The sequence below is a fragment of the Azonexus hydrophilus genome (assembly GCF_001956855.1).
Lineage (GTDB): Bacteria > Pseudomonadota > Gammaproteobacteria > Burkholderiales > Rhodocyclaceae > Azonexus > Azonexus hydrophilus_A.
Window position 1 is genome coordinate 401,437 of record NZ_MTHD01000002.1, and the last position, 24,605, is coordinate 426,041.

Here is a 24,605-nt window from a genome sequence, read left to right on the forward strand (position 1 = left end):
ATCACGGGCAGTAAATCCCGCGCAGCATGCCGATGATGCTGGTCAGTCGTTCATCACCGATCCGGTAATAGATCCGGTTGCCTTCCTTGCGCGACTTCAGCAACTGGCGGTTGCTCAGCAGGCTCAGGTGCTGGGAGATATTCGGCTGTGAGGTGCCGATGGCCTGACTGATATCGCCGACCGAGCGCTCGCCTTCGCCGAGCAGGCAGACGATGCTCAGGCGCAGCGGATGCGCGATTGCCTTGAGCAGATTGCCGATCTGCTCGATTTCGACATCACTCCAGTTGATCCGGGTGATTCCGGGTGCTGCGGCATAGGGCCAGTTGGCCATCTGGATTGTCCGGTAGACGTATTTGAAGGCGAGATTTTACGGAGAGTGGTGGCAGGCAAATAGACGTATTGCTTCGATGCTTATAAGCATCGATTCTAAGCGTCTATCCCGATTGTCATGTCTCCCCCCGGGGTCTCCGGAATTTTGTGCGAAGCGGGTACAATGCTACCCCTTCCGGATGCGCGACATTTTTGATTCTGGCGCGAGAAGGAGTGCAGGGTGGCTGGCTTGCCCGGTCAAATAAGGAAAAACCGGATCTGGCTGTTTTTATTTGTATATTGAAAAATATATACGGACAAATTAAATTACACTGCTGATTCTATATTTAACCAGGAGAATATTATGGATTTGTCTGCACTTTCCCTTGCCGAGCTTCGTGATCTGCAGCAACAGATTCCCGCTGAATTGAAGCGTCGCGAGTCTGCCGAAAAAGCAAACGTGCTTAACGAAGTGCGTGCTTTTGCCAAAGCCCGCGGGTTTGCCATCGAGGATCTGCTGGGCAAGGAAGTCAAGGTCAAGGCTGCTGGCGGTGGTGGCAAGGTGAAGGTCAAATACCGTCATCCGCAGAATGCCGAACTGGAATGGACTGGCCGTGGTCGCAAGCCGAAATGGGTTGAAGCCTGGCTGGCTGAGGGCGCTTCCATGGATGCCCTGCTGGTCTGACCCATGCGTATATTGCTCAGCAACGACGATGGTTATTTTGCTCCGGGGCTCGCGGCGCTGGCCGAGGCCTTGTCCGGCCTTGGCGAGATCGTCGTGGTTGCACCGGAGCAGAACCGCAGTGGCGCCAGCAATTCGCTGACGCTCGACCGGCCGCTGATGCTCCGGCAGGCGGCCAGCGGCTTTCATTTCGTCAATGGCACGCCAACCGATTGCGTCCATCTGGCGGTGACCGGCATGCTCGATTATCTGCCGGATATTATTGTTTCCGGAATCAATTCGGGTGCCAATATGGGCGACGACACCATTTATTCCGGTACGGTCGCTGCGGCAACCGAAGGGTATTTGCTCGGCATTCCGTCAATTGCCGTTTCGATGACCAGTTTTGAAGGGCTGAATTACGCAACCGCCGGGCGCGTGGCGCGTGAATTGGTCGAGCGTTATGTAAATAACCCGATTTCCGGTCCGGTATTGCTCAATGTGAATGTCCCGGATATTCCTTATGACCAATTGACCGGTATGGAAGTGACCCGACTGGGACGCCGTCACAAGGCGGAGCCGGTGGTACGCATGACTTCGCCGCGCAAGGAAACCGTGTACTGGATCGGTGCTGCCGGTGCGGCGGCCGATGCCGGGCCGGGAACCGATTTCCATGCGATCGAACAGAACCGGGTTTCGATCACGCCATTGCAGATCGATCTGACCCATACCAGCCAGTTGCCATCCATCCGTCAGTGGCTGCAATGACGACTCACGGTTTGCAGGGTATCGGCATGACCTCGCAGCGGACGCGCGCACGCATGATCGAGCGTCTGCGCGAGAAGGGTATCCGGAGTGCGGCGGTGCTTCAGGCGATGGCCGCGGTGCCGCGCCATGTCTTCGTCGAGGAAGCGCTAGCCTCGCGCGCCTATGAAGACACCGCGTTGCCGCTGGGAATGGGGCAGACGATTTCGCAGCCCTATATCGTTGCCCGCATGATCGAACTCTTGCTCAATGGCCGTCCCGGGCTGGGCAAGACGCTGGAGATCGGTGCCGGTTGCGGCTACCAGGCGGCAGTGCTGGCGCAGTTGAGCAAGGATGTCTACGCGGTCGAACGGATCGCGCCCTTGCTGGAAAAGGCCAAGGCCAACATGCGCGTGCTGCAGCAGTTCAACGTGCGTTTGAAACATGCCGACGGACATTTTGGTTTGCCAGAAGCCGGTCCATTCGATAGCATCATCGTTGCCGCTGCCGGTTCGGCCATCCCGCCGGACCTGCTCAGGCAACTGGCCCCGGGCGGACGCATGGTCTTGCCTGTCGGGGGGCAGGAGCAGTATCTTTGCCTCGTCGAACACACGCCAAACGGCTTCACGGAGACGCGACTCGACCCGGTCCGGTTCGTCCCCCTGCTATCTGGAACACAATGATCAGAGTTTTCGTACTGCTTTTTCTTGTCTCTTCGATCACCGCCTGTACCCAGGCGCCGGCGCCTACCATCGATCGTTCACCGACTGCCCAGGCCAGGGTTGCCGGGCCCGGCGAATATGTCGTCAAGCGTGGTGACACGCTCTACCGCATTGCCCGCGACAACGGCCTGGATCATGTTGAACTGGCGGCGCTGAACCAGATCGATAACCCGTCTACCCTGCGCGAAGGCCAGATCCTTCGCCTGCGTCCGGCCGAACAGCCCGCACCGGCAGTGGCCACGGTGGCAACACCGATCGGTGTCGGCAGCGGTGTCGAATCCCGTCCGCTCGAAGGCGCCGCGCCGACGCCAGCTCCGGTACAGGCCAGCGGCACGCTGCGCGAACCGAGGGGAGGCAAGGAGCCTTACTCCGACGAGGCATATGCCCGCCTGAACAATCAATTGCCGGCAACGCCGCCGGTGGCCGCCACGGCTGCAGCCCCCGCCGAGCCGGAAGGCACGGTACAGGTCGAGGGCATCGTCTGGGCCTGGCCGTCGGCAGCAAAGATCAAGTCGGCATACAACGGCAGCACCAACAAGGGTATCGACTTTGCCGGCAAGCAGGGCGAGGCGGTGCAGGCTGCCGGTGATGGCCGGGTGCTCTACGTTGGTGACGCGCTGGCCGGCTACGGCAAACTGGTGATCGTCAAGCACAGCACCGATCATCTTTCGGTCTACGCCCATAACAGCCGGATTCTGGTCAAGGAAGGCCAGGCCGTGAAACTTGGACAGAAGATTGCCGAAATGGGCAGTACCGGCACCGACAGCGTCAAGCTGCATTTCGAGATCCGCAAACAGGGCAAGCCGGTCGATCCGACGCCCTTCCTGCCCAAACGATGAGCCTCGCTGACGAGGATGGCGACGAAGCCACCCTACCGGTGGCTGCCGAGGGGGAGGATCTTTTCCCCGCGGCAGTCGAGATGTCGCTCGCCGAAGGCAGTCTGCTCGAAGATGTCACCCAGCTTTACCTGAATGAAATCGGCGCCAAGCCGCTACTGACGCCGGCGGAAGAACTGGCGACCAGCCGCCTGGTGTGTGCCGGCGATTTTGCCGCGCGCCAGAAAATGATCGAGCACAACCTGCGGCTCGTCGTGAATATCGCCAAGCATTACCTGAATCGCGGCATTCCCTTGCTCGACCTGGTCGAGGAGGGCAATCTCGGCCTGATCCACGCGCTGGAAAAATTCGATCCCGAGCGCGGTTTCCGTTTTTCGACCTATGCCACCTGGTGGATACGCCAGAGCATCGAGCGCAGCATCATGAACCACTCGCGGACCATCCGCCTGCCGGTGCATGTGGTCAAGGAAATCAACCTGGTGCTGCGCGCGATGCGCCACCTGGAATCTGCCGACAGCCGCGAGTCGACCGTGGAAAAGGTCGCCCTGCTGCTCGACCGGCCGGCGGACGATGTGCGCCGCATCCTGTCGCTCAACGAACATATCGCCTCGCTTGATGCGCCGCTCGACATCGATCCGAATCACACGATGGCCGAGTTCATCGCCGATGAAGCCGACAGCGCCGATCCGGAAAGCCTGCTGCAGTCGAGCGAGGTCGGTTCGCTGCTGGAAGACTGGCTTGCCCAGTTGAGTGAACGCCAGCGCCAGATCATCGAGCGGCGTTATGGCCTGAATGGCAGCGAGATCGCGACACTCGATGCCATTGCCGGCGATCTCGGTCTGACCCGGGAGCGTGTCCGCCAGATCCAGATCGAAGGCCTGGAGCGTTTGCGCAAGATCATCAAGCGCGGCAACATCACGCGCGATTCGCTGCTCTGAATATTGCGGTCAACGGTCCATTCGGGCCGTTTTTGCAGCGCCGTTGGCAGGCATCGCCCGGCGGATCTCCTCGGCCAGCTGATACACCGACATGGCATAGAAGCTGGAACGGTTGTAGCGCGTGATCACGTAGAAATTCTCGAAGCCCAGCCAGTATTCCGTTTCACGTTCGGGCGACACCAGGTCGACCAGCGTGACCGTCGATTCCGGCGCGGCGGCAGCGAGAATGCCGCGATCGAACAGATCGCCGGCGCGCAGGCTGGGGCGGATGCCGGCTTCGAGCAGCGACGCATCCGGCGTGCCCGGCAGGTTTGCCGGCACGGCAACCGGTTGCCCGGCCTGCCAGCCATGTTGTTCGAGGAAGCGGGCGACGCTGCCGATGGCATCGTCGACGCTGTTGGCCAGATCCACGCGCTGGTCGCCGTCGAAATCGACGGCATAGCGGCGCTGGCTGCCCGGCATGAATTGCGGGATGCCGATGGCGCCGGCAAACGAGCCCTTGACCGCCAGCGGATCGAGGCCGTTCTCGCGGGTCAGTAGCAGGAACTGTTCAAGCTCGGTACGGAAATAGTCGGCCCGGCGCGGATACTGGAAAGCCAGCGTGGCCAGTGCCTCGAGCACGCTGAAGCCGCCGGTGTTGCGGCCATACACCGTTTCCACGCCGATGATGGCGACGATCACTTCTTCCGGCACGCCATACAGCGCGCGGGCGCGGGCCAGGGTAACGGCATTGTCCTGCCAGAAGCGGACGCCACCGGCGATGCGCTGTTCATTGACAAAGCGTGGGCGGTAACGCTCCCAGGAACGCTGCGTGGGTGATGTTGGCGGCGCGATCAGTTGCAGCACGCGGGCATTGGGCCGGATTTCGGCGAACTGGCCGAGGATCGTGGCGGCAGCGAAACCATGGCGCTGTTCGAGGTCACGGGCAAAGGCTTCGGCTTCCGGCAGCGTGGCGATGCTGTCCGGCGCGGCCGTGCTGATCTGGGTGACAAGGGCGAGGGCGAGAGCGGCCAGGGTCTTGTTCAAGGGTTTCTCCGTCGGGGAAGTCGGGCAACGGCCGCGCGCAGCGCCGCCAGGTGTTCGGGGTTCTCGGGGGCATAACGGGCCAGCAGGAAATGGTGCACGACGGCAGCGAAATCCGCCGCCAGTTCAGGCTTGCTGTTGCCAACCCGGGCGGCAAGCGCCAGTGGTGTTTCCCCCGGCGCGCAGTCTACCCTGATTCGGCGCAGCGCACGATGCCAGAGCATTAATTCCGGCGCGACGCGGCGGCGATGATGCAGCGTCCACAGCGTGATCAGCGCCAGTACCAGCGTACAGGCGACGCCGAGGGCAATGGCCAGGCTGCGCCAGTCGGCATCGGGCAGACCGAGCCGCGACAACAGTTCGCGCTGGCGCCTGGCGTCATAGCCGAGAATGTTCTGGTTCCACGCGTTGTTCAGGGCTTCCCAGCGATGGCGGATGTCGCGCAGCCAGTCGGCGCGGACCTGCAGGAAGGCCGGTAGCGGTTCGCCGAAGGGCAGGGCGTTGGCGATGCCCTGTTCGATGCGTTCCGGCGCCACCGCAGCGGTTGGATCGACGCGTACCCAGCCCCGGTTGGCCAGCCAGACTTCCGCCCAGGCATGGGCTTCAGACTGGCGAACGACGAGATAGCCGTCGCGCGGATTCATTTCACCGCCCTGGTAGCCGCCGACCACGCGGGCCGGAATGCCGGCGCTGCGCATCAGGACGACGAAGGCGGCGGCGTAGTGCTCGCAGAAACCACGGCGCGAACGGAACAGGAAATCGTCGATGCCGTCGCGCCCGAGCAGCGGTGGTTGCAAGGTGTAGTAAAAATCTTCGGTCGAGAAGTGGCGCAGCGCCAGGGCGACCACGCGTTCGGGCTGGACTGCCTGCTGACGCCAGCTTTCGGCCAGCATCCGCGTCTGCGGATTGCTGTTCGGCGGCAACTGCAGGTTGTCGCGGAGGACGGCCGGTGCTTCTTCGGCATTGAACCGGTAAGCGGTGGCGGCAGCAAGCCGGAAGCGCTGGCGCGTTTCCAGCGGTTGTTGGGCCAGGGCGCTCAGGCGGCCGTCGAGGCTGGCGCCGTCAGGCAGCGTGACCGGCGCATCGAGGGCCAGCAGCCAGCGCTGGCTGTGGGCCTCCAGCGTGGTTTCGTAGCCGATCGTCGGGCCGGCCGGCTGAATGCTTTCCGGCGCCCGGCGTTGCCTTGACTGGCGCCAGGTCGTGCCATCGAAATGTTCCATGACCGGGCCGCGCCAGTACAGTTGTGGGCGCGCCGGCGGTGCAGCGTCGAAACGCACGCGAAAGGCGATTTCCCCACTCTGCACGAGATTGGCAATGCTGCCCGGCGTCATGCTGTCGGAGAGGCCGGTCTTGCCGCTGAAGGCATCCTGCGGCAAACCCCAGAGCGGCCCGCTGATGCGCGGGAACAGCAGGTAAAGGACAAGCATGAAGGGCAGTGCCTGCACGGCGAGCAGGCCGGCATAGCGCAGGTTCTCGCGGATGCCGATGGTGCCGGCGTGGAGCCGGATCAGCGCGGCGGTGACGAGCCACAGCGACAGCAGCAGCCAGAGTCCGGTCGGCATGTCCTGCGAGTAGAAGTAATGCGTCAGCAGCAGGAAGTAGCCGAGCAAGATGACCACCATCGCATCGCGCCGGCTGCGCATTTCCAGCAGCTTCATCGCCATGAACATGACCAGCATGGCGACGCCCGCATCGCGCCCGAGCAGCGTGCCGAAATCGGCCACGATGCCGATGCTGCCGGCCACGGCCAGCGGCAGCAGCAGCCAGCGTCGGGGCAGTCGCCGGTCCTGCCACCACAACCACGCAGCCCAGCCGCACAGCAGGCCGGTCAGCAGCGACAGCCACAGCGGCAGGTGCAGCGCATGCGGCAGCGTGGTGACCGCCGCCGCTGCGAACAGCCAGGGCGGCACATCGCGGGCCAGGGCTTCGGGCTGGGCTGTGCTCATGACGGGAACAAGGCCAGTGCTTCGAGGCAGCGTTGCTGGTGCGCCTCGCCGCTGCCGGCGGGAATTTCCTGCCCGGGTAGCGAGAGCGCGAAATGCAGGTGCCGGCTGCCGGCTTCCAGCACCCAGGCGGTCAGCATCGACAGCCGCGTTTCGTCAGCCAGTGCGGGGTCGGTTGCCGACCAGGCAAGATCCAGTTCGGCATCGCTGCCGCCGGCAAATTGTTTGATCAGCAAGGGGCGCTGGCCGTTGTCACGGGCGCTGGCCTTCCAGGCGACATGGCGCAGCGAGTCGGCCGGCTGGCGTTCGCGAAAGCCGGAGAAGTCTTCCTGTCCCCCCTGGCCGTTGCTGATGCCGCCCAAGGGGCGCAGCGTGTTTTCCGGGAGCGGGGTGGGGCGCGGACAGGGATATACCAGGCAGCGCATGGCGGGCTGCAGATAACTCCAGGCGGTGAACAGGCCGAGCGGGTAACGGGTGCTCAGACGTACCCGCGGCAGCGCCATCCAGCCACGCCGATGGCTGCCGACAGGGACCGTGATTTTTGCCCGGTCATGGCCGTTGACCGCAACAATTGCCGACATTCCCTTGTCGGCCTCGAAAACCAGGCTGCGTCGGGTCATCGGCCGATCGTTGTCGAGGATCAGCTCGAATTCGGCCTTTTCGCCGACAAAAACCGGCGCGCAGCGGCCAGGTGTGATGCTCAGACCGTGCAGGTTGCGGAAAGTGTGCACCATGCCGCTGATGCCGATCCCGGCCAGCAGGAAAACCAGCGCGTGGCCCAGCGCCAGGTTGTAATTGATGGCGCCGATCAGCATGACGACAAGGGCCAGCGCAAACAGCAGACCGCCGCGCGACGGCACGATGAAGATGCGCCGCTGGCCCAGCCGGATGCTGGTTGTCCCGTCATCCTGCCAGCGGAACAGGCGCTGCTGCAGATTGTCGATCAGACGCACGGCGTTCAGGGAATGGCGACGCTGCTGATCAGGGCGTCGATGTCGCTGGTGCCGGCAAGGCCGCCACCCTGCGCGGAATGCAGGCGATGGCGGGCGACCGACGGAAACACCGCCTGCACATCGTCGGGCAGCACCATGTCGCGTCCGGCCAGCCAGGCCCAGGCCCGGGCAGCGGCCAGCAGGGCCAGCCCGGCTCGCGGCGACAGGCCGTGGCGGAAGCTCGGGCTGTGGCGGCTGGCGGCGACCAGTGCCTGGATGTAGTCGATCAGCGCCGGCGCCACATGCAGGTTGGCAATCTCCGCCTGCAGTTGCGGCAACTGCTCGGGGGGCAGCAGGCTGGCCAGTTGTTCGACTGCCTGGCGCCGGCCACCGGAAGCCAGCAGCGCGCGTTCGGCGTCGCGGCCGGGATAGCCCAGTTCGATGCGCATCAGGAAGCGGTCGAGCTGCGATTCGGGCAAGGGAAAGGTGCCGATCTGGTGTGCCGGATTCTGCGTGGCGATGACGAAGAACGGGTGGGGCAGGGCGCGCGTTTCGCCTTCGCTGGTCACCTGGCCTTCTTCCATGGCTTCGAGCAGGGCGCTCTGGGTCTTCGGCGTGGCCCGGTTGATTTCATCGGCCAGCACCAGTTGCGAGAACACCGGCCCGGGAACGAAGCGGAAGCTGCCCTGCTCGCGATCGAAGATCGAGACGCCGGTTATGTCGGCGGGCAGCAGGTCGGCGGTGAACTGGATGCGCGCGAACTGCAGGCCGAGCAGGCGTGCCAGGGTATGCGCCAGCGTTGTCTTGCCCAGGCCGGGCAGGTCCTCGATCAGCAGGTGGCCGCCGGCGAGCAGGCAGGCGGCGGCCAGCCTGACCTCGGTTTCCTTGCCGAGGATGATCCGGTTGGCAGCGTCGAGCACCGGCATGAAGGCATGCGGTCGACTGCCCGTTTGATGTGTTTTTGTGTTGGTCATGCAGCTTTCCGTTCGGGGAGGCAGTTCTGACGCATTCTAATGCTTGAAGCGCCTCGGGAAATAAGACGATAATGATTCTTCGACGAGCGCCATCCAGTGCGCCGCATCGCAGAGAGAGAACAAGTGACGACCACTGCCTTCATCACCCATCGCGACTGCCAGTTGCATGACATGGGTACGCATCACCCCGAATGCCCGCAACGTCTGACCGCCATCAACGATCACCTGATCGCCCAGGGTATCGACGCTTATTTCGTTTATTACGACGCACCGCTGGCGACCTTCGAACAGTTGATGCGCGTGCATCCGGCATCGCACCTTGAACGCATCAAGCGCGCCTCGCCGGAACTCGGGGTTGTCCATCTCGACCCCGATACGGCGATGAACCCGCACACCTGGCAGGCTGCCCTGCGTGCCGCCGGTGCCGGTTGCCTGGCGGTCGACCTGGTAATGAGCGGCGAATCCGAGAATGCCTTCTGCGCCGTTCGCCCGCCCGGTCACCACGCCGAAAAGGCCAACCCGATGGGCTTCTGCTTCTTCAACAATATCGGTGTCGCCGCCCGCCATGCGCTCAAGGTGCACGGTCTGGAGCGCGTCGCCATCATCGATTTCGACGTGCATCACGGCAACGGCACCGAAGACTGCTTTGCCGGCGACGAGCAGGTGCTGATGTGCAGCATTTTCCAGCACCCGTTCTACCCGTACTCCGGTGCCGACAAGCCGGCCGCCAACATGTGCAACGTGCCGCTGGCTGCCGGCAGCGGTGGCGAAGAGTTCCGCGACGCGGTGCTGCAGGTATGGACGCCGCGCCTCAAGGAATTCAAGCCGCAGATGATCCTCATCTCGGCTGGTTTCGACGGTCACTACGAAGACGACATGGGTGGCCTCAAGCTGCTCGAGAAGGATTTCGCGTGGTGTACCGATCATCTGAAGAAACTGGCGGCGGAAATGTGCGACAAGCGCATCGTCTCCATGCTCGAAGGTGGTTACGTGATGACCTCGCTGGCGCGCAGCGTCGGCGCGCACCTGCGGGTGCTGGCCGATCTCTGATGGCCGCTTCCTTTGGAAAAAGGCCGGGCTGGGGTAAAATCCAGCCCTCTTTTTTCATGTTTCCAACGTTTTTACGGATAAATCCATGGCGTTGATTGTTCAGAAGTATGGCGGCACCTCGGTCGCCAATCCCGAGCGCATCAAGAATGTTGCCCGTCGCGTTGCCCGTTTCAGGGCGCAGGGGCATCAGGTCGTCGTCGTCGTCTCGGCGATGAGCGGCGAAACCAACAAGCTGATCGCACTGGCCAAGGAAATGCAGGCCACACCGGACCCGCGCGAACTCGACGCGGTGGTGTGTACCGGCGAACAGGTCACCACCGGCCTGCTGGCCATGGGCCTGAAGGCCATCGGCGTCGATGCCAAGAGCTACACCGGCGCCCAGGTCAAGGTCCTGACCGACAGCACCTTCACCAAGGCGCGCATCCTGTCGATCGACGAAGAGAACATTCGTCGCGATCTCGATGCCGGCAAGGTCGTCATCGTTGCCGGTTTCCAGGGCGTTGATGCCGACGGCAACATCACCACGCTTGGTCGCGGCGGCTCCGACACCTCGGGCGTTGCCCTGGCGGCGGCGCTGAAGGCCGACGAGTGCCAGATCTACACCGATGTCGATGGCGTCTATACGACCGACCCGCGCGTCGTGCCCGAAGCCAAGAAGCTCGATACCATCACCTTCGAAGAGATGCTGGAAATGGCCAGCCTCGGCTCCAAGGTGCTGCAGATCCGCTCGGTCGAATTCGCCGGCAAGTACAAGGTCAAACTGCGCGTGCTGTCCAGCTTCCAGGACGAAGGGGAAGGCACGCTGATCACTGTTGAGGAAGACAAGAACATGGAACAACCGATCATTTCCGGTATCGCCTTCAATCGCGACGAAGCCAAGCTGACCATGCTCGGCGTTCCGGACACCCCGGGCATCGCCTACCAGATCCTGGGCGCCATCGCCGATGCCAACATCGACGTCGACATGATCATCCAGAACGTCGGCCACGACGGCACCACCGATTTCTCCTTCACCGTCAACCGCGGCGAATTCGCCAAGGCCCAGGGCATCCTGGAAGGCGTCAAGCAGAAGCTCGGCGCCCGTGAAGTCACCGGCGACAACAAGATCTGCAAGGTCTCTGCCGTCGGTGTCGGCATGCGCTCGCACCCGGGCGTTGCCTCGAAGATGTTCAAGGCGCTGGCCGACGAAGGCATCAACATCCAGATGATCTCGACTTCCGAAATCAAGATTTCCGTCGTCCTCGACGAGAAGTACCTGGAGCTGGCCGTCCGCGTCCTGCACCGCACCTTCGGTCTCGACCAGTAAAAGTTTGACCAAAGGGCGCGGAGGCTATATCATCCGCGCCTCGTTGTAGCAGGCAAGGACACGTGGCCGAGTGGTCGAAGGCACACCCCTGCTAAGGGTGCATCCGGGCAAAACCTGGATCCAGGGTTCGAATCCCTGCGTGTCCGCCAAGCAATACGACGATTGATAAAGCCCTTATCCTGCGATAAGGGCTTTATTTTTTTGTCATGGCGGCGAGTGGCGCAGCTGGGCAATGTCCCGGCCCGGCGGTGTGCCGAACATGCGGCGATATTCCCGATTGAACTGTGATGGGCTTTCGTAGCCGACGTGATGCGCGGCGGATGCCGCATCGGTGTCGGTGGCCAGCATCAGCCGGCGTGCCTCGTGCAGGCGCATCTGCTTCTGATACTGCAGTGGCGTCATCGCGGTCAGTGCCTTGAAATGGTGGTGCAGCGACGATTTGCTCATGTTCGACAGGCTGGCCAGGCGGTCGATGCTGATCGGCTGGTCGAGGTTGCTCTTCAGCCAGTCGATGGCGCGGACGATCTGGTGGCTGTGGCTGCCGCTGGCGGCGGCCTGGCGCAGGCGGGAGCCGAGCGCGCTGGTGAGCAGGCGGTAGAGCAGTTCACGCTCGAAAATCGGCGCCAGCACCGGGATGTCGGCCGGCGCATCGAGCAGGCGGGCGAGGCGCAGCGCGGCGCCCTGAATTTCGGCACTGAGCATGCCGACGGCAATGCCACGGTCAACGTTCCCCGGCAGCCTGTTTTGCGGGATGGCTGCAGCCAGTTCGCTGATCTTCAGCGGATCGAGCAGCAGCCCAAGGCCCAGATAGGGTTCGCTGGCCGAGGCCCGGGTGATGCGCGAGAACATCGGCAGATCGACTGACGAAATCAGGCAATGACGGGCGTCGTAATCGTAGGTCTCGTCGCCGACGGTGATCCGCTTGGCCCCTTGGACCATCAGCGCAAAAACCGAGGCCATGATGGCGCAGGTCGGGACGTCCGTACGCGAACCACGAAACAGCAGCAGGCCGGGGATCGCCGTCTCGACCGTCCCGTCATCCTGGCAATGGCGGTGAAGTATCGCGGCGATTTCGTCGCGCTGGCGGCTCAGCGTGGCATTGTCCATGGCGCTGGAATCATTCGGTCGAGGTGAGGTCAGAGCGGCAGTATCCATGGCCGACAGCGTAGCGGTTTTGGCCGGGTCCGACGAGAGGCGGGATGTCGTTTCTGGAGGATCAGGCAATAAGTCTGCACGATTGGGTTATCGGCAGCCGCGCGCTCTCAACCACACTACTCGCATCAACAGCGCAATCGGGTTTGCCGCTGTTCTGCTTTTACGAGGAGCTTGCAGATGATCCAACTGACGATTAATGGCAAGGCGCAACACGTCGATGTCGCGCCCGATACCCCGCTGCTGTGGGTGCTGCGCGACAGCCTGCAGATGACCGGCACCAAATACGGCTGCGGTCAGGGGCTGTGCGGCGCCTGTACCGTGCATGTCGATGGCGAACCGGTGCGCGCCTGTTCGACGCCGGTTTCGGATGTGGTGGGGCGCAGGATTACGACCATCGAGGCGGTCGATGGCGAGCGCGTCGGCAAGGTCGTCCAGGAAGCCTGGCGCAAACTCGATGTCGTCCAGTGCGGCTACTGCCAGTCCGGCCAGATCATGAGCGCCGTCGCCTTGCTTACCCAGAACCGCAAACCGAGCGATGCCGATATCGACAACGCCATGGCGGGCAACCTGTGCCGCTGCGCCACCTACGTGCGCATCCGCGCTGCCATTCACGAAGCCGCCAAGGCTTTGGCCTGAGGAGATAAATCATGAGCGAAATCATCATTGAAAACCTCAGCCGCCGCCGTTTCCTGCAAGGCAGCGCCGGCCTGACGCTGGGCTTTTGCCTGCCGGCCGTCGCTACCGCCGCCGCTGGCAAGCTGGGCGCCGCTGCTGCGGTCAACGCCGAAATCAACGCGTTTTTGCAAATCGGCACCGACAACAGCGTGACCGTCATGTCCAAGCACCTCGAAATGGGGCAGGGCACTTACACCGGTCTGGCGACCATTCTGGCCGACGAACTCGATGCCGACTGGGCGCAGGTTCGCGTCGAAGGCGCTGCGGCCGATGCCAAACGCTACAACAACACTTTCTGGGGGCCGGCGCAGGGCACCGGCGGCAGCACGGCGATGGCCAATTCCTGGGAGCAGATGCGCAAGGCCGGGGCCAGCGGGCGGGCGATGCTGGTGTCGGCCGCCGCCAGGCGCTGGCAGGTTGGCGCGGCGGAGATCGTCGTGCGCGATGGCATCGTCAGCCATGCCGGCAGCGGCCGCAAGGCGAGTTTTGGCGAACTGGCGCTCGATGCCGCCAATGAAACCGTGCCGACCGAGGTCAAGCTGAAAGACCCGAAGGATTTCCGCCTGATCGGCAAGCAGGCCAAACGCAAGGACAGCGCAGCCAAGACCAACGGCACGGCGCAATTCACGCAGGACGTTTTCCTGCCCGGCATGCTGGTTGCCGTCGTTGCCCATCCGCCGCAATTCGGCGCCACGGTGAAGTCCTTCGACGCGAGCAAGGCGAAGGCGATCAAGGGTGTCGTCGATGTCGTGCAGATTCCGCAGGGCGTTGCCGTGCTGGCTACTGACACCTGGAGCGCCAAGAAAGGGCGCGATGCGCTGTCGGTGACTTGGGACGACAGCAAGGCCTTCAAGCTGGGCAGCGATGAAATCCTGGCCAAGTACAAGGAAATGGCCAAGAAGCCCGGGCTGGTCGCCAAGCAGACTGGCGACACGGCAAAAACCTTTGCCGGCGCCGCCAAGGTGGTCAGCGCTTCTTTCGATTTTCCCTACCTCGCCCATGCCGCGATGGAGCCGATGAACTGCGTCGTGCACCTCAAGGCCGATGGCTGTGAGGTGTGGAACGGCGAGCAGTTCCAGACCGTTGACCAGGGCCGGGTCGCCGCGCTGTTCGGCCTCAAGCCGGAACAGGTCAAACTCAACATGCTCTACGCCGGCGGCAGCTTCGGGCGCCGGGCCTGTACGCAGTCGGATTACGTGCTGGAGGCGGCGCACATCGTCAAGGCGATCAACGGCAAGGCTCCGGTGAAGCTGGTCTGGCTGCGCGAGGACGACATGCGCGGCGGCTATTACCGGCCCATGTTCCACCACGCGCTGGAAGCGGCGCTCGACGGCAGCGGCCAGCTGGTCGGCTGGCGTCACCGGCTGGTCGGGCAGTCGATCATCACCGGCTCGCCGTTCGAAGCAATGCTGGTCAAGGACGGCATCGATCATGTTTCCGTCGAAGGTGCGTCCAATCTGCCGTACGCCATTCCCAACCTGCTGGTCGATCTGCATACGCCGACCGACATCGGCGTGCCGGTGCTCTGGTGGCGCTCGGTCGGTTCATCGCACACGGCCTACTCGACCGAGGTTTTCCTCGACGAAGTAGCGGCGGCGATGGGCAAGGACCCGGTCGCCCTGCGCCTCGAACTGCTGACCGGGCACCCGAAGCACGCCGGCGTGCTCAAACTGGCGGCCGACAAGGCCAACTGGGGAACGCCGCTCAAGGCAACCGCCGGCGAACGGCGCGGCCGGGGTGTGGCGGTGCATGAATCCTTCAGTTCGTTTGTTGCGCAGGTGGCCGAAGTCACGGTCAAAAAAGACGGTTCAATCAAGGTCGACCGCATCATTTGCGCGGTGGATTGCGGCACGGCGATCAACCCGGACAACATCCGCTCGCAGGTTGAAGGGGGCGTCGGCTTCGCGCTGTCCGCCGCCTTGCACGGCGAAATCACGCTCAAGGCAGGGCAGGTCGAGCAGGGTAACTTCGATGGCTATGCCCCGATCCGCATCGATGAAATGCCGGTGGTCGAAGTGCACATCGTGCCGTCGGGTGCCGCGCCAACCGGCATCGGCGAACCCGGCGTGCCGCCGCTGGCACCGGCCGTGGCCAATGCCATCGCCGCCGCCACCGGCAAGTTCCTGCACCGGATGCCGTTCAACACCGCTGAGCTGGTGGCCTGACATGGACAACCTGGATACGCAGGTTCTCGACGCCGCCCGACGCTGGGCGGCGGCCGGACACCGTTTCGCGCTGATCACCGTCGCCTGCACCTGGGGGTCCGCCCCCCGGCCGCCGGGCGCCTGGATGATCCTGCGCGACGACGGCCAGGTGCAGGGCTCGGTCTCCGGCGGCTGCATCGAGGACGACCTGATCCTTCGCGCCGCCGCTGGAGAATTCACTGGCAACGCGCCACGCCTGTTGCGGTACGGCGTCACGGCCGACGAAGCGCACCGCTTCGGCCTCCCGTGTGGCGGCACGCTGGAACTGGTACTTGAACCGGCCCCGGACGCCGCCTTGCTCGAACAACTGGCACAGCGCATCGCCACCGGCCAGCTGGCCCGGCGGCGGGTGGCGCTGGCCTCCGGCATCGTCAGCATTGAAGGCGGCTGCGCCGGCGACAGCCTGCAATGGGACGGCGAAACGCTGGTCACCTTGCACGGCCCGGCCTGGCGCCTGCTGATCATCGGCGCCGGCCAGATCTCGCGCTACCTGGCGAGCATGGCGCAGGCGCTGGGCTATCGCGTCTACATCTGCGATCCGCGCAGTGAATACGCCGACGGCTGGGATGTGCCGGGTAGCGAACGCATCGCTGCCATGCCGGACGATGCCGTCACCGAACTCGGCCTCGACCCGCGCAGCGCCGTCGTCGCCCTGACCCATGACCCCAAGCTTGACGACATGGCCCTGCTGGAAGCGCTCAAGTCGCCGGCCTTCTATGTTGGCGCCCTCGGCTCCCGGACCAACAACAGCAAGCGCCGCGAGCGCCTGCTGCAGTATTTCGATCTCTCGCAAGCCGAGGTCGAACGCCTGCACGGCCCGGTCGGCCTGCCCATCGGCAGCCGCACGCCGCCGGAAATCGCCGTCTCGATCCTGGCCGAAATGACGGCGGTGAAAAATGGTCAGAATTTGCCGTCGACCGCAACAATCGCCGATCCGTACGCCTGCCAGACCACATGAAGCAGATTGTCGGCATTTTGCTGGCGGCAGGCAGCAGCCGGCGCTTCGGCGCCGACAAGCGCCTGCACCCGCTCGCCGACGGAACGCCGATGGTGCTCGCATCGGCGCGGCGACTGGCCCGGGCCTGTCGCCGCACCATCGTCGTCATCCGCCCCGACGACACGGCGCTGGCCAGCCTGCTCGCGCAGGAAGGCCTGGAAACCGTCATCTGCAACGACGCGCTGCAGGGTATGGGCCACAGCCTGAGCCGCGGCATCGCCGCCAGCGCCGATGCCGACGGCTGGCTGGTCGCGCTGGCCGACATGCCGTACATCGAACCCGCCAGTTACCAGGCCATCATCGTGGCACTGCACGAAGGCGCCAGCCTGGCCAGGCCCGTCCACCAGGAAAAAATGGGCCACCCGGTCGGCTTCAGTGCCATCCACCTGCCCGAACTGCTGGCCTTGACCGGCGACCAGGGCGGCAAGACGATTCTTGACGCGCACCGGGGGGCGGTGCGCTGCTGTCCGGTGGATGATCCGGGTGTGCTATGGGATGTTGATCAAGCGTCTCAGATCCTTGTGGCGGAAGGCTAGCCATGGATTTGGCTTGCGCCTGCTTGGGTGAGATAGCAGGGTAGGGCGGTTTGACTGCGTGCAGTTGACGGATAATTCATCGGCCGAAGCGGACATTGGCGTCCCAGCTGAGCAATGGCTGCTAAGCCGTTACCACCAGTCATTTGCTGCTCTCGCTGTAGATTAGAGTTCCATTGACAGCTACGTGCCGAGGCAGATAATCTAGCTACAGTCGCATCACGGTCCGCTATGGGCCAAGGTGGCATTTATGCAGGAAGTGGGTATCTGCCCGAACTGCAAGGTTGGCAGCCTTTGCTACTCTTCTACTGACTATTGCAGTGCGGTGATGCTTATCGGGAGGTCGGTGGTATACCGCCTCGGTCCGTATACAGGAAGCCCCAATCCGGCTGTCGTACGGCATAACCTGAAAAGGTAATGTCATGCCTGTAAGAAACGCAGTCCTTAAACAAACCACGTTGGCCGCTCACAAACAGTTGTCGTATGAGCAACTCTTATCCGCTTGGCTTCTAAGCGATGGTTGGGAAGTTCTGATCCCAGTGATTGATCACGGCAAAAAAACCGATCTTGTAGTGGCGGACGATGACAGCTTCTACCGGATACAGGTCAAGAGTATTCAGAGCAAAGACGAATCGATCCGAGTCGAGAACAAGTGGCAGGGGGCAAAAATTGACTATGTCGTCTATTTCTCAACTCTTGGAGATTGGGGTTACATAACCCCTGCATTCACTGAAACGAATCGCCCGTTGAATTCGCCGGACCACATTCGGTTCAGCAAGCACCCGTCAAATTTTCTCAAAGCGTTCAAGCGGATATGAGGCCGGATTTCGGCCAAAGCCGACCTTGGGCATGCGGGAACGCTCGGGCGGCTTATGTGAGTTTGTTGCCGTTCTCACACGCTAGGGCAAGGCAAATAGTCTCCAATCGTTCCGTGTCGCAGGCCGGATTGCTCAATGACGACAACGTCACTCCGGTAATTCAAGTTTCGCAAACTCGTCGGAACGGTCTCACCGACAAATATCAAGGAGGCAGTGTGGGAACAAATCACCAACTGCTATCGAAGTCGCTCCGAACAGGTGGCCTCAAGGGTTAAGTGATGATGTATTCCAGATGCCATTGATCCACGCGCTCGGCCGTCACGCTCCACAGTCCAAGGCTATCGACCGTGAGCATCCTTCCGACAATCAGCATTAGGAGCGCGTTGCTGTTCAGTTGGGACTTGGCGAGGAGCTGGTGCATGGCTTCACCGTCTAAGCCCGAGGCATCGGGGTGATCTTCGGCATGTGTGTGCCATTCTCCGAGGTAGAGCAGACCAGACTCAGCCTGAGCAAGAATGGCATGCTGGGCGGCGGCGGGGTCGGATCGATAGCGGTAGCGCGACCTTTCGTCACGGGCATATGGTCCAGTCGCGGCAGTAACTAGAATCTGTTCAGCACTGATGGTTCCGAACAGTTGGCCGCCGGCTTCCTTTGCCCAAGGCGAGCACTGCCGGTAGCGATACATATGCATCAGGGCGTCGGCGCTTATCAGCACCTGCTGGACAACTGATTCTAGCCGGCCGACTAGGCAATGCGCACCACCGCCATTTGGACAATGCAAGGTCACCAGGGTATCTGCCGCATGGTGTTTACTTCGGTGAAGCCGTCTCTGGCGACGCCACCTAGTGCCGCCACGGCATCTCGGTCTCCAAACCATACACGCCTGCAAGACGCAGGAATACGCCCGAGCAGCGCATCCAGAGCAAGCTTTGTCGCCACGGCGATGGTTGGTTGGAGATCTGCCGCGCCATGAGGCTGGAATACGTTGCCGCAACCGGCCTCGATGATGACCTCGCCGGCGCCGGACGGCCAATCGGTCAATCGAAACCCCGGGCGTTCAGCTTCAAAGGCCGACATCAGATTATCCTTGCCGTAAAGCAGCACGGCATGCCCAACGATGGCGTACGCCTCGACCCAAGTACTAAGGTAAGCAGGAGGACGGTCCAAGGTCTGGCGCCAGGCATTCACCGCCGCTTCGCCTTCGATGTCGAGGCCTGCGGTCACGATCATGTCAGCACCGGCGAGCTTCTCGAGTTCCGACGCTGTAAGACGCTCAAACTTGTTGCGGTGGATCGCGCCGATCTTCAGGTGAGGTAATCGGCGCTGCAACTCGGTGGCCACACCCTTGGCTTTGTTCCAACCCAGGTAGCTGAGACCCAGCAGGTGACGACCACCGTTGGCGGAGAGAAAGTTGTCGCTATCGATCAGCGTTAGTTCACCAACGCCCGCCTTGGCTAGCAACTCAGCGATTTCGCAACCCACGGCGCCGCAACCCACAATCGCAACGCTGCGGGCTTGCAGATCGGCTTGTTCAGGCGAATGACCACGGCCGTGAATCCATGGTGCATCGACACGACTAACCACGACTCGCTCGACACGCTGTTGTGCCATGGCTCGCTTGATGTGGTCCAAGGGCACCTGCGCCCAACTGCGAAACCCGTTCTTGATCTTGGAGCTCTTGGCGCCGCTGGCGAGAGCCGCCGCGAAGACTGGGCCGGTAGGTGTTTCGGCCTCGAAAAGGAACAGGGACTTGCGATCGGGCAGCAAGGTCGTGCGCAACGCTTCCTCGGGGATGCCGCGGATGGCATCCCCGACGGTCTGCGGGAAACCGCTGGGCTGCCATGGACGAGGCAGTCTCAGAAGAAGTGCGGGCAGAATATTCTGGTCACTGGCCTGGGCACCGATATTCCTCAGCCAGTCCTTGACCTCCACCTTAGTGTCGGCTACCAAGATTCGACCCAGCTTCGTGTCTAGATGGAAGGCTAGCTGACGCGGCTTACCACCCGGCTTCACTAGGCTCAGCAGTCGTAGCTTCCCATCCGGCGCAATGGCTTGTTGAGCCCAATACGAGCCAAACTCGCGCTCGAACTCGGCCACGCACTTGTCGTCTGGCCAGTTGAGTAGCTCCAGCGCATCGTCGAGGTTAGCGCGGACACGATCACCAACGGGCGCGACGATGGACGTAGGCCGCAGACACAAGAGCCCCTTGGGCTCGACGTGGGGCCAACGATAGTCGCTGCCCATGTCGGGCGCCAGCACCCTGGGCTGGGAATTCGGAAACGTCCCATCGACGACAAGCAGAAAGTGGCTCACCCCCGGTGGGCGGACAACCCCCTCTGCGAGCTTGATACGCCAACCTATGTGGAACAGCGGCAGAGGGTGAGGTTGCATCTCCTCTAAGGTGAGCCGCCGCCATTGACCTGGACACCACAGGTCCAGCTCGACTTCGATGGTGGCGATATCTTCTGCAGACACCATTCAGCCGAAACGCCCGCCGCCGTCCTCGCGACGCGCGGTCTCAACCGATGTGACAGTCATGACAGAGCCTAGACTGGACCCCTTGTTGGCGGTATCAGGATCAGGCCGGTTGGAGAAAAATTTCGTGTCGAACACGCTATCCCAGGCTTCACGGGCTATCGCGCGCGTGCAGTCGTCGCGGTCGAGTACCTTGAGGGTGTCCAGCGCCGCCTTTAAGCAGTCCCGGAAGTACGTGACTTGGGCATCGCCTTGCTCCGCAAGATTCTTCGTCACAACCGGATGAGCAACCTGGGTTGACCAGGTCAGGGCCGAGTGGATCATCTGCCAGGTCTGACGCAACGCCTTGTCGTCGCGGCCCGCGTTGGCCACGAAATGGTCGATGACGAGTTTCGAGATAGTGATCCCACTGGTCGTGTTCGCCTTCCAATCCGCGCGCCGGGCAAACTTCTTTGTCAGTTTGGTGATGCGCCGCATCTGGCTGCCGTCGGCTTGACCGGAGTTGAGCTCGCCCACTTGGTCGTTGAACCACTTCGTGACGGCACGTGCATCTGAAATGAGCCACGAGTTACCGCTGGCCAACTCGTACTTCTCGACATCGTTTCCAGCCCAGTCCTTCTCCGTCACGATGCGGTAGACCGGCACATCGATGTGATAGCCCGCAGCATAAGCTTGGCGAACGCAGTTGTTCTTGACCTCGGCTTCCTGTTTGAAGCGGCCGTCCCACTTCAAGGCGTCGCACACACGCTGCCGAGCCTCCAGCGGGGTCAACTCCACACCGTCGTCGTCCTTCAGGTCCTCGGACCAGAAATAGGCGCCGTCATCGATGTCGTAGTCGTTGTCAGGGTCCTGCACCATGGTGCGCATCTGGTACGAGCCCTGAGAGTGCACCTCGCGTGGCTGCGGCTTGCCTGCGGTGTCGAGGCCTTTGCGCAGACGGTCCCGGCCATTGTTCCTTCGACCGCGCATGTCCTTCTGCTGGCTAAGCGCCAGGGTGACCTCGTCTCGATGGTAGCCAGTCATGTCGGCGTCACAGTTGATGTCAGTCATGCTTCTCTTCCTTATTTGTAGGTGAGTGAGGCTGGGATTCAGATAGCGCGGCCCGGAAGGCCTTCATGTGAGGGTTCTGCGCTTGGCTTGCCCATGCGTAGTCAACGTCAGAGATCGCTTGTCGTGCGAGCGCATTCAGCAATTTGGGCCGAGCGTCGTCCATGTTAGACAGATACTCCTGCAGCGCTTTTGATGGACACTGAGCAGGCAGGCGATAAGCAAAACTTCCGTCGTGGCGTAATTCAGCAACCTTATTGGTTAGGTAACCGTACCCGATGGCCTGAGCGTTCATTCCGGCCTCAATAGCCTTCAAACCGAACTTCCAGCCAGGGGCTGCTCGATAACGAGCTCGATCAGAGATTTCCTCTCCTCCCTGCGCGGGCAGCGTACCCAGCATGAATAGCTGGATAGGGCGCTGCTCTTCCAGGTCATGAAGAATTTCGACCGCCTCCATCATCCCGATTAGACCTGGGTTGTTGGCCCACAAACCGCCGTCGACGTAGGTTGCAGTTGTAGCACCGTCACCGCCAGGCTCAGCCAGCTTCGCCATCGAACGCAGAATAGGCGCTGCGGTAGTGGCCATACACACATCCACCAGCGTGCGCAGGTCGTCGCGGCCATTAAGCCTGCGGAGATGCTTGGTTTTGAAGACGACAGCTGAGTGCCGGTTGATGTCGATCGTCGGGATTGCCAGCGCGATGCCACGCTTTTCGTAGACCTCGGCGATGGTGCTTTTCCCTAACTTAGCCTCTAGCGCCTCCCGTAACGCGATTTCACCGCATCGCAGACCAATACCGAGACCCCGGATTACGTAGTTACCAATGATCGGCAGAGCTCTCGCCCACTGGTGGGGGAAGATTTTGCCGCCGTACTCCAAGTACAAATTTTGCACGTCTTGAAGGGGAATACCTTTGGCGAGCGCGCAAGCCACGATGCCGCCCGTACTGGTGCCAACGATCAAATCGAAAGCACTGCCGATATCGAGCGTAGTTTCCCCCGGGTGATCGGCCTTGGCCACGCGAGCGGCATAGGTCGCTAGATATGCAGCCTGGTAGACCCCGCGCATTCCGCCACCGTCCAAGCACAACACCCTGAAGGGTTTGCTTACTTCAGTCATTTAGCTTATCCATAGATATGAATTATTCATATGGGATTTGTCAGTTATTTTATATGCGTAGTGTAAGGTTTTTCCCCGCGTGCATACACTCGGTCCTCGTTGAAGCACCTAGGCGTTTCATTGCACCGAGTCAGGCCGACTCCGCTTGCCAGTTTTATAGCCAGAATTGGGTTAAACCTCTCTTCCTGGCGCGGCACTTCTGACATTCGCAAAGCCGCTATGGGTCAGAAGAGTGGGTTCATGAGATCGGGAAGCCGCAATTCACTGCGACTCATGGCCGACTGGCAGGTAACCGACGCATTACTGCCCGAAGTGGGAGGAAGCTACAACGGCCGGATTGGCCGAACAACAGCCCAATAGCGCCAACCCGATCCACGCAGGCCTGGCCCAAGCCGAACTGCCAGCCCAAAGATCGTCGTTTGTTCAGCCCAACCCCTCCCCGCCAGAACCAACCAAGATACCGAGATCAACCTAGCGAAGCATGAACGGCCTCATCCTTCGCCCTGTGTCCGACAACCGACACGACAAATTTTTCCATGTGACTGATTTGTAGCGCCAATTTTCCTGGCGCTTTTATTGCTATCACTTGCCGTTGGCCCGGGTTCGGGCCGGTTTTTTCGTGGTTGACTCCGGTTTTGTCGGCTTGTCGGTTTCCATTAGGTTTTCACTCGGCTAGAATCCATGGCTTTGTACAATTCTGCAAAGATTTGGCGGCAAGGGCGGGTTGGTGTGCGGTCTGCGGAGGCTGTGTGTCGACAGGAACCCCTTTGTATTGTTGAACTTCTCTTCGGGCTAAGCGAATGATCAGAATTAAACGCGGTCTGGACTTGCCCATCACCGGGGCGCCTGAGCAGCGTATCGAGGCCGCCAGGCCGGTACGCAGCGTGGCTGTCATCGGCTTCGACTACCATGGTATGAAGCCGACGATGGCCGTTCAGGCGGGTGATCGGGTCAAGTTGGGTCAGGTGCTGTTTTCCGACAAGAAAACGCCTGGCGTACATTTCACGGCGCCGGGCGCTGGCGTTGTCAGCGCCATCCATCGTGGCGAGCAGCGGGTGCTGCAATCGGTGGTGATCGATCTGGATGGCGATGATGCCGTCGAGTTTGCTGCCTATTCCGATGGTCAGCTTGATGCGCTGACGGGCGAACAGGTGCGCGGGAATCTGCAGCAATCGGGTTTGTGGACGGCATTGCGCACGCGTCCGTTCAGCAAGGTTCCTGCGGTCGACGCGACGCCAGCGTCGATTTTCGTGACTGCCATCGATACGCATCCGCTGGCTGCCGACCCCGCCGTGGTCATCGCCGAAGCTGCCGAGGATTTCACCCGCGGCCTGCGTGTGCTGGCCCGTCTGGCCAAGGTTTTTGTCTGCGTTGGTGAAAATGCCAAGGTGCCGGGCAGTGGCCTGAACAATGTGCAGGTCGAGCAGTTTGTCGGCCCGCATCCGGCCGGTCTGCCGGGTACCCACATTCATTTCCTCGATCCGGTCAATGCGCACAAGACGGTGTGGCAGGTCGGTTACCAGGACGTAATCGCCATCGGCAAGCTGTTCGTCACCGGCCGCTTGTCGGTCGAGCGCGTCGTCGCGCTGGCGGGCCCTATGGTCGACAAGCCGCGCCTTGTCCGTACGCGTCTGGGGGCCAACCTCGACGAGCTGACAGCTGGTCAACTCAAGGTCGGCAAGCCGGTTCGCGTCATTTCCGGTTCACTCTTCGGCGGCCGCTCGGCCCGTGGCGCCTGCGCCTGGCTGGGGCGTTACCACCAGCAGGTGTCGTGCCTGGAGGAGGGCACCGAGCGCGAGATGCTGCATTACCTGCGCGCTGGCGTGGAAAAGCATTCGGTGATGAATCTCTACATCTCCAAGTTGAACCCCGGCAAGTTGTTCAACTTCACCACCAGCACCAACGGCAGCCCGCGGGCGATGGTGCCGATCGGCAATTACGAAGAAATCATGCCGCTCGACATCCTGCCGACGCAGTTGCTGCGCTACCTGATCGTTGGCGATACCGACATGGCCCAGAAGCTGGGTTGTCTCGAACTCGACGAAGAGGATCTGGCGCTGTGCAGCTACGTCTGTGCCGGCAAGTACGAATACGGTCCCATTCTGCGTGACAACCTCACGCGCATCGAGAAGGAGGGTTGAGC

At 62.0% G+C, this 24,605-nt stretch carries 23 protein-coding genes and 1 tRNA gene; 14 read left to right on the forward strand and 10 right to left on the reverse strand.

Annotated elements, in window-relative coordinates; genetic code table 11:
• Position 1 precedes the first annotated feature (1 nt).
• Positions 2–331, reverse strand: coding sequence for an ArsR/SmtB family transcription factor (locus BJN45_RS06460; RefSeq protein WP_083650937.1), 330 nt, complete (start codon positions 329–331; stop codon positions 2–4).
• Positions 332–673: 342 nt separating this feature from the next.
• On the opposite strand from BJN45_RS06460, the gene BJN45_RS06465 reads away from it, so the two are divergent.
• From BJN45_RS06465 to rpoS, 5 genes are read left to right on the forward strand one after another with little or no spacing between them, the layout of a single operon-like run.
• Positions 674–994, forward strand: a complete 321-nt coding sequence (locus BJN45_RS06465) for an H-NS family nucleoid-associated regulatory protein (protein ID WP_076093224.1) — start codon at positions 674–676, stop codon at positions 992–994.
• A gap of 3 nt (positions 995–997) precedes the next feature.
• Positions 998–1,738 carry a 5'/3'-nucleotidase SurE gene (surE, locus tag BJN45_RS06470; RefSeq protein ID WP_076093226.1) on the forward strand — a complete coding sequence of 247 codons (741 nt, stop codon included), beginning with the start codon at positions 998–1,000 and terminating at the stop codon, positions 1,736–1,738.
• On the forward strand, positions 1,735–2,397 hold the full coding sequence (locus BJN45_RS06475; RefSeq protein WP_076093228.1) for a protein-L-isoaspartate(D-aspartate) O-methyltransferase: 663 nt from the start codon (positions 1,735–1,737) through the stop codon (positions 2,395–2,397). The genes surE and BJN45_RS06475 overlap by 4 nt, the downstream gene beginning before the upstream one ends.
• Positions 2,394–3,275, forward strand: a complete 882-nt coding sequence (locus BJN45_RS06480; protein WP_076093230.1) for a peptidoglycan DD-metalloendopeptidase family protein — start codon at positions 2,394–2,396, stop codon at positions 3,273–3,275. Before BJN45_RS06475 ends, BJN45_RS06480 begins: the two co-directional genes overlap by 4 nt.
• Positions 3,272–4,210, forward strand: coding sequence for an RNA polymerase sigma factor RpoS (gene rpoS, locus BJN45_RS06485; protein WP_076093232.1), 939 nt, complete (start codon positions 3,272–3,274; stop codon positions 4,208–4,210). Before BJN45_RS06480 ends, rpoS begins: the two co-directional genes overlap by 4 nt.
• Positions 4,211–4,219: 9 nt before the next feature.
• Here rpoS and mltB read toward each other — a convergent pair whose 3' ends face one another.
• From mltB to BJN45_RS06505, 4 genes are read right to left on the reverse strand one after another with little or no spacing between them, the layout of a single operon-like run.
• Complete coding sequence (gene mltB, locus BJN45_RS06490; RefSeq protein ID WP_076093234.1) at positions 4,220–5,236, reverse strand: lytic murein transglycosylase B; 1,017 nt, start codon at positions 5,234–5,236, stop codon at positions 4,220–4,222.
• Positions 5,233–7,179 (reverse strand): transglutaminaseTgpA domain-containing protein, encoded by a 1,947-nt coding sequence (locus tag BJN45_RS06495; protein ID WP_076093236.1) that lies wholly within the window; start codon positions 7,177–7,179, stop codon positions 5,233–5,235. The genes mltB and BJN45_RS06495 overlap by 4 nt, the downstream gene beginning before the upstream one ends.
• Entirely contained in the window at positions 7,176–8,129 is a 954-nt protein-coding gene (locus BJN45_RS06500) for a DUF58 domain-containing protein (RefSeq protein ID WP_083650939.1), read from the reverse strand. Before BJN45_RS06500 ends, BJN45_RS06495 begins: the two co-directional genes overlap by 4 nt.
• A 5-nt stretch (positions 8,130–8,134) precedes the next feature.
• The gene (locus tag BJN45_RS06505) at positions 8,135–9,082 is read right to left on the reverse strand and encodes an AAA family ATPase (protein WP_170873041.1); all 948 of its coding nucleotides are present in this window, start codon (positions 9,080–9,082) and stop codon (positions 8,135–8,137) included.
• 123 nt (positions 9,083–9,205) lie between these two features.
• Between BJN45_RS06505 and BJN45_RS06510 the strand changes: the two genes are divergently transcribed.
• The 3 genes from BJN45_RS06510 to BJN45_RS06520 all read left to right on the forward strand — a co-directional run bounded on the left by BJN45_RS06510 (position 9,206) and on the right by BJN45_RS06520 (position 11,587).
• On the forward strand, positions 9,206–10,132 hold the full coding sequence (locus BJN45_RS06510) for a histone deacetylase family protein (protein WP_076093242.1): 927 nt from the start codon (positions 9,206–9,208) through the stop codon (positions 10,130–10,132).
• Between the two features lie 85 nt (positions 10,133–10,217).
• Positions 10,218–11,438, forward strand: coding sequence for an aspartate kinase (locus tag BJN45_RS06515; RefSeq protein WP_076093244.1), 1,221 nt, complete (start codon positions 10,218–10,220; stop codon positions 11,436–11,438).
• A 56-nt stretch (positions 11,439–11,494) separates the two neighbouring features.
• Positions 11,495–11,587 (forward strand) — tRNA-Ser (locus tag BJN45_RS06520).
• A 55-nt stretch (positions 11,588–11,642) separates the two neighbouring features.
• Here the strand turns inward: BJN45_RS06520 and BJN45_RS06525 are convergent.
• The gene (locus BJN45_RS06525) at positions 11,643–12,593 is read right to left on the reverse strand and encodes an AraC family transcriptional regulator (protein ID WP_076093246.1); all 951 of its coding nucleotides are present in this window, start codon (positions 12,591–12,593) and stop codon (positions 11,643–11,645) included.
• Between the two features lie 177 nt (positions 12,594–12,770).
• Here BJN45_RS06525 and BJN45_RS06530 point away from each other — a divergent pair, with 177 nt between their 5' ends.
• The 5 genes from BJN45_RS06530 (at position 12,771) to BJN45_RS06550 (ending at position 17,820) form a co-directional block, all read left to right on the forward strand.
• Positions 12,771–13,229: a (2Fe-2S)-binding protein gene (locus BJN45_RS06530; protein ID WP_076093248.1), complete on the forward strand. Its 459-nt coding sequence runs from the start codon at positions 12,771–12,773 to the stop codon at positions 13,227–13,229.
• An 11-nt stretch (positions 13,230–13,240) separates the two neighbouring features.
• Complete coding sequence (locus BJN45_RS06535; protein WP_076093250.1) at positions 13,241–15,433, forward strand: xanthine dehydrogenase family protein molybdopterin-binding subunit; 2,193 nt, start codon at positions 13,241–13,243, stop codon at positions 15,431–15,433.
• 1 nt (position 15,434) lies between these two features.
• Positions 15,435–16,430 (forward strand): XdhC family protein, encoded by a 996-nt coding sequence (locus tag BJN45_RS06540; protein ID WP_076093251.1) that lies wholly within the window; start codon positions 15,435–15,437, stop codon positions 16,428–16,430.
• A complete protein-coding gene (locus tag BJN45_RS06545; protein WP_076093253.1) occupies positions 16,427–17,005 on the forward strand; it encodes a nucleotidyltransferase family protein in 579 nt (192 codons plus the stop codon). The genes BJN45_RS06540 and BJN45_RS06545 overlap by 4 nt, the downstream gene beginning before the upstream one ends.
• A gap of 419 nt (positions 17,006–17,424) precedes the next feature.
• Positions 17,425–17,820: a group I intron-associated PD-(D/E)XK endonuclease gene (locus tag BJN45_RS06550; RefSeq protein WP_076093255.1), complete on the forward strand. Its 396-nt coding sequence runs from the start codon at positions 17,425–17,427 to the stop codon at positions 17,818–17,820.
• Positions 17,821–18,091: 271 nt separating this feature from the next.
• Here BJN45_RS06550 and BJN45_RS06555 read toward each other — a convergent pair whose 3' ends face one another.
• The 4 genes from BJN45_RS06555 to BJN45_RS06570 all read right to left on the reverse strand — a co-directional run bounded on the left by BJN45_RS06555 (position 18,092) and on the right by BJN45_RS06570 (position 22,462).
• Positions 18,092–18,511, reverse strand: coding sequence for a Mov34/MPN/PAD-1 family protein (locus tag BJN45_RS06555; RefSeq protein WP_170873042.1), 420 nt, complete (start codon positions 18,509–18,511; stop codon positions 18,092–18,094).
• A gap of 92 nt (positions 18,512–18,603) precedes the next feature.
• Positions 18,604–20,298 (reverse strand): ThiF family adenylyltransferase, encoded by a 1,695-nt coding sequence (locus tag BJN45_RS06560; protein WP_076093260.1) that lies wholly within the window; start codon positions 20,296–20,298, stop codon positions 18,604–18,606.
• Positions 20,299–21,345: a cyclic GMP-AMP synthase DncV-like nucleotidyltransferase gene (locus BJN45_RS06565; RefSeq protein ID WP_076093262.1), complete on the reverse strand. Its 1,047-nt coding sequence runs from the start codon at positions 21,343–21,345 to the stop codon at positions 20,299–20,301.
• Positions 21,338–22,462 carry a patatin-like phospholipase family protein gene (locus tag BJN45_RS06570; RefSeq protein ID WP_076093264.1) on the reverse strand — a complete coding sequence of 375 codons (1,125 nt, stop codon included), beginning with the start codon at positions 22,460–22,462 and terminating at the stop codon, positions 21,338–21,340. The genes BJN45_RS06565 and BJN45_RS06570 overlap by 8 nt, the downstream gene beginning before the upstream one ends.
• A gap of 800 nt (positions 22,463–23,262) precedes the next feature.
• Between BJN45_RS06570 and BJN45_RS06575 the strand changes: the two genes are divergently transcribed.
• Positions 23,263–24,603, forward strand: coding sequence for a Na(+)-translocating NADH-quinone reductase subunit A (locus BJN45_RS06575; RefSeq protein WP_076093266.1), 1,341 nt, complete (start codon positions 23,263–23,265; stop codon positions 24,601–24,603).
• Positions 24,604–24,605 lie beyond the last annotated feature (2 nt).

What these genes read in the sequence shown, in the direction of transcription:
- BJN45_RS06570 (WP_076093264.1), bottom strand. Translation starts at nt 22,462, where the DNA reads ATGACTGAAGTAAGCAAACCCTTCAGGGTGTTGTGCTTGGACGGTGGC.
- BJN45_RS06465 (WP_076093224.1), top strand. Translation starts at nt 674, where the DNA reads ATGGATTTGTCTGCACTTTCCCTTGCCGAGCTTCGTGATCTGCAGCAA.
- rpoS (WP_076093232.1), top strand. Translation starts at nt 3,272, where the DNA reads ATGAGCCTCGCTGACGAGGATGGCGACGAAGCCACCCTACCGGTGGCT.
- BJN45_RS06560 (WP_076093260.1), bottom strand. Translation starts at nt 20,298, where the DNA reads ATGGTGTCTGCAGAAGATATCGCCACCATCGAAGTCGAGCTGGACCTG.
- BJN45_RS06480 (WP_076093230.1), top strand. Translation starts at nt 2,394, where the DNA reads ATGATCAGAGTTTTCGTACTGCTTTTTCTTGTCTCTTCGATCACCGCC.
- BJN45_RS06540 (WP_076093251.1), top strand. Translation starts at nt 15,435, where the DNA reads ATGGACAACCTGGATACGCAGGTTCTCGACGCCGCCCGACGCTGGGCG.
- BJN45_RS06495 (WP_076093236.1), bottom strand. Translation starts at nt 7,179, where the DNA reads ATGAGCACAGCCCAGCCCGAAGCCCTGGCCCGCGATGTGCCGCCCTGG.
- BJN45_RS06565 (WP_076093262.1), bottom strand. Translation starts at nt 21,345, where the DNA reads ATGACTGACATCAACTGTGACGCCGACATGACTGGCTACCATCGAGAC.
- BJN45_RS06525 (WP_076093246.1), bottom strand. Translation starts at nt 12,593, where the DNA reads ATGGATACTGCCGCTCTGACCTCACCTCGACCGAATGATTCCAGCGCC.
- BJN45_RS06575 (WP_076093266.1), top strand. Translation starts at nt 23,263, where the DNA reads ATGATCAGAATTAAACGCGGTCTGGACTTGCCCATCACCGGGGCGCCT.
- BJN45_RS06460 (WP_083650937.1), bottom strand. Translation starts at nt 331, where the DNA reads ATGGCCAACTGGCCCTATGCCGCAGCACCCGGAATCACCCGGATCAAC.
- BJN45_RS06530 (WP_076093248.1), top strand. Translation starts at nt 12,771, where the DNA reads ATGATCCAACTGACGATTAATGGCAAGGCGCAACACGTCGATGTCGCG.
- surE (WP_076093226.1), top strand. Translation starts at nt 998, where the DNA reads ATGCGTATATTGCTCAGCAACGACGATGGTTATTTTGCTCCGGGGCTC.
- BJN45_RS06475 (WP_076093228.1), top strand. Translation starts at nt 1,735, where the DNA reads ATGACGACTCACGGTTTGCAGGGTATCGGCATGACCTCGCAGCGGACG.
- BJN45_RS06550 (WP_076093255.1), top strand. Translation starts at nt 17,425, where the DNA reads ATGCCTGTAAGAAACGCAGTCCTTAAACAAACCACGTTGGCCGCTCAC.
- BJN45_RS06555 (WP_170873042.1), bottom strand. Translation starts at nt 18,511, where the DNA reads ATGCATATGTATCGCTACCGGCAGTGCTCGCCTTGGGCAAAGGAAGCC.
- BJN45_RS06535 (WP_076093250.1), top strand. Translation starts at nt 13,241, where the DNA reads ATGAGCGAAATCATCATTGAAAACCTCAGCCGCCGCCGTTTCCTGCAA.
- BJN45_RS06505 (WP_170873041.1), bottom strand. Translation starts at nt 9,082, where the DNA reads ATGACCAACACAAAAACACATCAAACGGGCAGTCGACCGCATGCCTTC.
- BJN45_RS06545 (WP_076093253.1), top strand. Translation starts at nt 16,427, where the DNA reads ATGAAGCAGATTGTCGGCATTTTGCTGGCGGCAGGCAGCAGCCGGCGC.
- BJN45_RS06515 (WP_076093244.1), top strand. Translation starts at nt 10,218, where the DNA reads ATGGCGTTGATTGTTCAGAAGTATGGCGGCACCTCGGTCGCCAATCCC.